This is a genomic window from Mycobacteroides franklinii (assembly GCF_002013895.1).
GTDB lineage: Bacteria > Actinomycetota > Actinomycetes > Mycobacteriales > Mycobacteriaceae > Mycobacterium > Mycobacterium franklinii.
This window is the reverse complement of sequence record NZ_MAFQ01000005.1, coordinates 142234-149930: the sequence shown is the minus strand read 5'-3', so window position 1 is coordinate 149930 and position 7697 is coordinate 142234. Positions and strand designations below refer to the sequence as shown.

Here is a 7697-nt window from a genome sequence, read left to right as displayed (position 1 = left end):
TCCCCACCCGCTGCTTATTGATCAACAGTCCGACCCTGTGCCACCCTCTCGCGCAGGCTTTTTGGCCGAATGTCGGCCCACTGCTGCTCGATGTTGTCCAGGCAAGCGGCGCGGTCCGCGGCGCCGAAAACCACTCGCCAACCAGCCGGAACATCGACAAAGGCCGGCCACAGACTGTGCTGTTCCTCATCGTTGACCAGCACGAAGAAGCTGGCATTGTCGTCGTCAAATGGATTGATGCTCAACAGTTCTCCCGAAACCATCCACACAGATAAGTGGAACCTGTTCTAAAACTAGCCGAGAAAACTGCGTCGATCCACGTTTTTAGAGAAATCTCCGATACTTGCTACTCGCCAGTTGGAATCGGCGGGCGCCTACCAGGATTGCCCAACCCGACCACCGCGACAGAGCCGAATTGGCTGCTAGTCGTGACCAAACCGGGCGTGAACAGCTAGCCACCCAAGCCGCGACACAGACAACGCCGGTTGTCTCACAGTTTGCTGTAAGGCGCGTGGCACGCACCGCGGGATACTCGACGAGGTATTGCGCGTGACCAGATTCCCTGGGCCGCAAGGTAGTCCACGCGAGGCACCCCGGAACCAAGATCGACATGCCCAACCACCGAAAGTGCCGCACGCCGGGCCCAACACTCGTACCGTTGACAGGCACCGTAGCGCCCCAGACCGAGTCATCATCCGAGACAGGCAAACTCGCGCCAGTCGCCGTCGGGGCCGTCGGCATATGAGCTGGAATACCGTCTAGTACTTAGGATCACGCACCGTGAGCAAAACTGCGAAAATCGCACTGCCACCCGGACCTCCGCTGCCCCTGGCGGTGCAGTCCATACTGATGGCGAGCTACGGCCTACGCTTTCTCGCCGGCTGCCAGCGCCGCTACGGAAACATGTTCACCTTGCGTATTCCATTGTCGGGCAAGGTTGTATACCTTGCGGATCCAGCCGACATCAAAACGGTGTACGCAGGCGACCCTCGGGTCTTCCATTCCGGCGAAGCACATTGGTTCTTCCGAGGCCTCCTCGGCGACAGTTCTCTGTTTGTCCTCGACGAGGACGAACACCATGATCAGCGCCGTCTCCTGATGCCCGCGTTCCATCGCGATGCCGTCGCACACCAGGCCGCACAGATGGCCGAGATCGCTGCCGCAAACATAGCCGAATGGCCGGTCGGCGAGGACTTTCCCGTTGCTCCCCGGACAACCGACATCACGCTCGAGGTGATCCTGCGAACTGTTATCGGCGCCTCCGATCCAGCGCGACTGGCTGCCCTGCGCAAGGTCGTGCCGCGTCTGCTCTACATGAAGCCGTGGGAGACACCGGCGATTACCAATCCGAGCCTTCGCCGCTATTGGCCATGGCGCGGGGTCGGCCGACGGATGGCGGAGACAGACACCCTGCTCTACGCGGAGATTGCCGAACGCCGCGCCGATCCGAACCTGGCCGAACGCACCGATGTGCTGGCCATGCTGGTCCGTGCCACCGATGACAACGGCCGCACCATGTCCGACGAAGAACTGCGTGACCACCTTCTGACGTCCATCGCGGCAGGACACGAGACCACAGCAACGGCCCTGTCCTGGGTGCTAGAGCGTCTCACCCGCTACCCCACCGCGCTTGCCAAGGCGGTGCAAGCAGCCGATGCCAGTGCCGAGGGAGATCCGGCAGGTGATGAGTACCTCGATGCGGTGGTGAAGGAGACCCTGCGGATCCGGCCGGTGATCTTCAGCTCGGGCAGAGTCCTCAAGGAACCCGTCGATGTGGGCGGTTATCGGCTACCGGCCGGCATCATGGTCGACCCGGCAATCGGACTTGTGCACGCGAGTGCCTCGGTATACCCCGATCCCGAACGATTTGACCCGGACCGGATGGTCGGCACCACATTGAGCCCGACCACCTGGCTGCCGTTCGGCGGCGGCAATCGTCGCTGCCTCGGTGCCACCTTCGCCATGGTGGAGATACGGATTGTGTTGCGTGAGATCCTGCGGCGCGTCGAGCTGAGCACCACCACCGCACCCGACGAAAAGCAACAGGCTAAGCACGTCACCTTCGTGCCGCATCGCGGCGGGTCCATCAGGGTTCGGGCGATCAGGACCTGCGGGCCGGCGGTGGCACCCACCTGCCCCGCCGGCGCCCACGGCGCCGGTCAGCTACGTGACCCACAACGGTAGGACGCGGCCAAGTCCTCCACGAGATCGGCCGTGGTCTCTACGCTTTCGGTGGGCTCGGTCATGCGGGCAGCCAGTTCACGGGCTCTGGCGACGCATTGCGGATCGAGGATCACGCGCAGATCTGACACCAAGGTTTTCTCCGTCGTGCCGGAAAAGCGCCGGGCGGTGCCCACTTTCAGTCGTTTGACACGTGCTCCCCACAGCGTCTGATCAAGGTCTGTGGAGAGGATCAACGTGGGTACCCCGGCACGAAAGCCCGCAGCGGTGGTGCCCGTCCCGCCGTGATGCACGACGGCGCGGCATTCGGGCAAGGCCGCCGAATAATTCATCGCGCTCACAATTTTGATGTTCCCGGAATAGGTGGTGCCACCGAAATCGGAGCCGGCAGCACACACCAAGGCCCGTTCCCCCAACTCCTCACAGGCCGCGCTGATCATCGCCAGTGTCTTCTCGGCGGACGCGACCGGCAAGCTACCGAAACCAAAGAAGATCGGTGGCGTCCCCGCGGAAATCCACGATGCCACCTCCGCATCGAAATCCGTTGGTAAGTCCAATGTCAACGCGCCCACAAAGGGCCGTCGGGGTGCGAATTCCGCCCATTCGGCCGCCAGCCCCGGAAAGCAGATCTCGTCGTAGGCCTGAATTTCCAGCGCGCCGCGCTCGGCGATCCGCCACGGAGAGGGTTGAGCGGCCTTCGGCAACGCCAGTTCACCGCGCTGTACGCGCTCGACCTTCTTGGCATTCTGCCAAGCCAGCCATTCCCCCGCTTTCATCGCGGAGCGGCCAAGCGGCGCGGGCAGCAACGGCACGAACTGGCCGTTCGAGCGCAACGGGAAGAAGTGCAGTGTGGCCAGCGGAATGTCGTAGTACTCCGCGACATTGCCCGCGGCGTCCTCGAAGTTGACACCGGTGAAAAGCAAGTCGGCGCCGTCGGCCAACGATGTCAACGTGGCGACGATGTCCTTCCAGCATTGAAGAAAAGGCTCGACCACTTCGCGCCGCTTCTTGATCAGATCCCTCATCTTCCAGAAGTTTCGGAAGAAGTGTGTCCAGAACTCGCGGTGCGCATCCAGCACATTCTGTAGATCCGGTCCATAGGGAGCCGCTGTAAGCCCGGCCGCCTCGACAAACCCGATCAGGTCCGGTGGGACGGCCATGCACACGTCATGCCCCCGGCGCATCAGCTCGCGCCCGACAGCCACGCATGGCTCGATATCCCCACGGGTCCCGTAGCTTGCCAACACAAACTTCATCGCGGGTACCTGCCTACTACGTCCGATATACGTCCTGCCATCAGCCAGCCCGCTTGAGGCGGGCGAAACTTTCCAGCAGATCGGCGGCAGCCACCGGACTTTCGGCCGGTTTGGTCATCCGAGTCGCGGCCTCATGGGCTCTGGCCACGCATTGCGGCTCCAAGATGCTGCGCAGGTCCGCGACCAAGGTCTTCTCGGTGGTCGCCGAAAAGCGGCGGGCGGTACCCACTTTCAGTCGCTTGACGCGCGCTCCCCACAATGTCTGGTCTAGGTCGGTGGACAGGACCAGGGTGGGAACTCCCGCGCGCAGACTGGCCGCGGTGGTACCCGCACCGCCATGGTGAACGACTGCCCTACAGGCGGGGAAGGCTGTCGAGTAATTCATCACGGCAACCACTTTGACATTCTCGAAATGAGGAACATGCCTGAAATCACTTCCGCCCGCGCACACCAGGGCGCGTTCGCCCAATTGGTCACAAGCGGCACTGATCATGGCGAGCGTCTTGTCTGCGGATTCGACCGGCATACTGCCAAAACCGAAGCAGATCGGCGGTTTTCCTGAGGCGATCCAGGAGGCCACCTCGTCATCGGAATCCGTTGGTAAGTCCAATGTCAGTGCTCCGACGAACGGCCTTCGGCCCCCGAACTGCGCCCATTCGGCCGCCAGCCCTGGCATACAGGCCTCGTCGTAGGCCTGGATTTCCAGCGACCCGCGCTCGGTGATCCGCCACGGCGAGGGTTTGGTGGCCTTGGGAAGGCCCAGTTCACGGCGCTGAGGGTCCTCAAGCTTCTTGAACAGCGGCCAGCCGAGCCACTCGGAAAACTTCATGATCGAGCGGCCCACCCGTGCCGGCATTCCCGGAACAAGCTGGCCGTTGGCGCGGATCGGGAACACGTGAAGCGTGGCGAACGGGAGGTCATAGAACTCCGCGACGTTACCTGCTGATTCTTCCCCGAGGACCCCCGTGAAGAGCAGATCGGCGTCCTTCGCCTGCGATCGCAACGTCGAACTGACGTCCTGCCAGCACTGCGTAAGAAACCGCCAGTCCTCGCGCAGCAGCTCCTTGAGGTCCCCGATCCGCCAGAAGTTCTTCCAGAAATTCCGCAGGAACCGCGCCCAGAAGTCGCGGTTCACGTCCTGCCACACCCGTACGTCAGGCCCGCAGGCAATCGCCGTGAGGCCTGCCGCCTCGGCGAAGGTGACAAGGTCCGGTGGCACCACCATGCGCACGTCATGTCCTCGACGCATCAGTTCGCGGCCGACAGCAACACCGGGCTCGACATCACCACGTGTTCCATAAAATGAGAGTACAAATTTCATTGCGGACCTCGGCCCTTCACTTCCCGGGTTGCTGCGGAATGAAAGTGGGAGCCTTGCCACGGCTCAACCGCCCGGCAGCATAACCCGGTATTCACGCTATTAACTTGAAATCCAAGAGATTTGGGCAGTACGTCCAGAATTCACGGTCATTTGACTCGGAGAACAAAGCCAGTCTGGTCACCGCGGTTCTGCTGATTGAGGTGTTTCGCCCGCTTCTCCCACTCCCAGATCTGCTTGGGGCGGAACATCGTAAGGATCTTGGGATCGGTCACCGGTACATCACCCCGATAAGCTTCACTCCCGGTGAATTGTCCAAAAGTTGAGTCGTCGAACGTTTGCGAGACTCGTAACCCGGCCCGTTCGGCCGCCAACGCCATACCGTGTCGTGAGGGTATGACCATGTGCCGAGGCGCATCAGCCTGCACCCAGTCAGCCCCGTACATGGACCATGCTTCCGACGAGGTGGTCGGCACCCTGGCCAGGCACATACCTCCGGCAGCGAGTTTCCGCGCCGCAACCTGAAGCGTGCCCACCGGGTCCGGCATGTGTTCGAGCGAATGGTTGAACATGATGAGATCGAATTCGCCTGTCACATCGGCCAAATACCGCTTCAGCAGCGGTATGCCTTCACGTGACTCACCGTCGGCGGCGATAAATGGATCTGCGCCGACCAAGCTGCCGAATCCGACTCTGGCCAGCCTGTCCAACAACGCGCCGCTTCCGCAACCGACGTCCAAGATCCGGGCATCACGTTCGGTTCCAAGCTGAGCAAGCATGCTGACCGCATCCCCGCCTAGCAACACACGGAAGATACCCTCGGGCACGGGCGCGGTCATAACAGATCCGAAAACCCTTCCGCCGCTTTGTAGTTTGAACCGATCTCGTTGGCTGACCAGCCATTCGAGGACTCGCGGCTGCCCCGCGCCGTTGTGGGAGTAGTAGGTCGCGGGGTAGTGCCGCATGAGCTCTTCGCCCTCGAGCACGGTCACGATCTGCAACGTGTCGCACGCGGCGCAACTGAAGTATTCGAACACCTCACGAGTCCCGAACATCATCTCGCGAATTTCTAGCGTTTGATGAGGACCCGTCGAATCGCACAGCCGGCATTCACTGGTAACCGCTGTCATTCAGATCTCCCCCGCGCTTGTGACTGTCCGCCACAGAACAACTTTCAAAGGAACCACAGACGACGAACCTACCGCGTAGTGTGTCCATACGTGTGGGGATCGGTGCTAGCGCTCGTAGTGCTGGTGGCCCTTAATCCCATCCGCCTCGGCATCACCCTTCTGGTGATCTCCCGCCCCCGGCCGGTGCATAACCTGCTCGTCTATTGGGCGGGGTGTCTCATCGGGTGCATCCCGGCAATGGTGCTTCCGTTGACGCTGTTACACGTCACACCGATGTTCAGATCATTCGCCGAGGGCGTGGCGGGCAGCCCCACCATTCGCCACATTCAGCTCGGCATGGGTCTGCTTGCGCTGTCTGTTGCCGCGCTGATCGCCGCGCGTCCGCTGCTTCGGAGGCGCGAACGCCAGTTGGCCACAGTCGGCGCCGCCGCTGCCGAGGAGCTCAATCCGCCGACGCCGAACCCCATCTCGCGGCTACTGGGCCGCACCGACGACGATACGGCGCCCGACGGCCGCTCCCCCATCAGACGGCTGCTCGCCCGGGCCGCCCAGGCATGGGAGAACGGGTCACTGTGGGTCGCGTTTGTGATCGGCTTGCTTCTGGGTGGAATCGAGCCGGACGCCGGCCTGTTCCTCATCGCGATCCTGGTGGCCTCGGGCGCCACCACGGCGACACAGATCGTCGTCGCCGTGGTCTTCGCAGTCGGGGTACTGGCGATCGTCGAACTCACCTTGATCAGCTACCTGGTGGCGCCTACGAAGACCCAAGCAGTGGTGCAGCGGATACACGATTGGGCGTTGGCTCACCGCCGGAAAATTCTGATAGCCATGTGCATAGTGGCTGGCGTATCACTCCTGATCCACGGCCTCGGCGGTATCTGACACCTCAACGCCAGGTGCCCACCCGAAATCTATTCGGGCACAATGGTTCGCCAAATCCGCGGTTGGTATTGCTGGCGTGTTTTGGTTGTGAATTCCCCCAAGAAAGCGCGCTCGCCTGGGTAGTGTTCGGGCCCGTGTGGGGTCTACTGCTCGCGATGGCGATCATGTTCGCAGTCAATCCGGTGCTACTCGCCATCATCGTGTTGATGATCTCCCGGCCGCAGCCGGTGCAGAATCTAGCGGCCTACTGGATCGGCAGTGTGATCGTGAGCCTCGCCGGTCTGCTGATACCGCTGACGGTGTTGCACATAGCGCCATCGTTTCGTTCCTTCGTCGAAGACATGGCCACGCCAGGCAGCAGCATCACCACTCGGCTCGTCAACCTCGCCATGGGCCTTCTCATGCTGTCGATCGCCACCCTGCTTGTGGTGCGCGTGCTGCGTGAACGTTCGCGCGTTCCGGTATCGGCCGGAAACGTCCCGGCGGAAGCCCACGACGCTGACCGACCGACTCCCATCACGTCGCCGTTCGGTGTCCCCAGTGACACGGCCGCAGAGGGTGGTTCGATCTTCAGGCGACTACTACGTCACCTCCAAAACGCCTGGGAGGAAGGCGCCTTGTGGGTGGCGTTTGTATTCGGCCTGTGCGGGCTGCCGCCACCGATGTTGGTGATCTTCGTACTGACTCCCGTCGTCGCCTCGGGCGCCCCGATCGGCACTCAGGTCATCGCGGTCATCTCATTTGTCTTCGGGATGTTTACGGTGGTCGAACTCACCCTGATCAGTTACCTCGTCGCACCAGCGAAAACCCTTGCAGTACTGCAACCGATGCACGACTGGGCACTGGCTCACCGCCGACAGATGCTGATCACCATTTTCTCGGTGGCCGGGGTTATCCAGGTAGTCAACGGTATTGCCTGAGCGAGCGGCT

General features: G+C 62.0%; 7 protein-coding genes. 3 read left to right on the top strand and 4 right to left on the bottom strand.

The window, feature by feature from the left end:
* Nucleotides 1-14: 14 nt before the first annotated feature.
* Complete coding sequence (locus tag B4393_RS07720; RefSeq protein WP_078333964.1) at nucleotides 15-245, bottom strand: MbtH family protein; 231 nt, start codon at nucleotides 243-245, stop codon at nucleotides 15-17.
* Between the two features lie 535 nt (nucleotides 246-780).
* On the opposite strand from B4393_RS07720, the gene B4393_RS07715 reads away from it, so the two are divergent.
* Complete coding sequence (locus B4393_RS07715) at nucleotides 781-2184, top strand: cytochrome P450 (RefSeq protein ID WP_078333628.1); 1404 nt, start codon at nucleotides 781-783, stop codon at nucleotides 2182-2184.
* On the opposite strand, the gene B4393_RS07710 is transcribed toward B4393_RS07715, so the two are convergent.
* From B4393_RS07710 to B4393_RS07700, 3 genes are all read right to left on the bottom strand, one after another.
* Nucleotides 2160-3437, bottom strand: a complete 1278-nt coding sequence (locus B4393_RS07710) for a glycosyltransferase (RefSeq protein WP_078333627.1) — start codon at nucleotides 3435-3437, stop codon at nucleotides 2160-2162. The genes B4393_RS07715 and B4393_RS07710 overlap by 25 nt on opposite strands.
* A 40-nt stretch (nucleotides 3438-3477) precedes the next feature.
* Entirely contained in the window at nucleotides 3478-4758 is a 1281-nt protein-coding gene (locus B4393_RS07705; protein ID WP_078333626.1) for a glycosyltransferase, read from the bottom strand.
* A gap of 146 nt (nucleotides 4759-4904) precedes the next feature.
* On the bottom strand, nucleotides 4905-5885 hold the full coding sequence (locus B4393_RS07700; RefSeq protein WP_078333625.1) for a class I SAM-dependent methyltransferase: 981 nt from the start codon (nucleotides 5883-5885) through the stop codon (nucleotides 4905-4907).
* 90 nt (nucleotides 5886-5975) lie between these two features.
* Here B4393_RS07700 and B4393_RS07695 point away from each other — a divergent pair, with 90 nt between their 5' ends.
* The gene (locus B4393_RS07695; RefSeq protein ID WP_078333624.1) at nucleotides 5976-6767 is read left to right on the top strand and encodes a GAP family protein; all 792 of its coding nucleotides are present in this window, start codon (nucleotides 5976-5978) and stop codon (nucleotides 6765-6767) included.
* A gap of 134 nt (nucleotides 6768-6901) precedes the next feature.
* Nucleotides 6902-7687 carry a GAP family protein gene (locus B4393_RS07690; protein ID WP_078333963.1) on the top strand — a complete coding sequence of 262 codons (786 nt, stop codon included), beginning with the start codon at nucleotides 6902-6904 and terminating at the stop codon, nucleotides 7685-7687.
* Nucleotides 7688-7697: the final 10 nt, after the last annotated feature.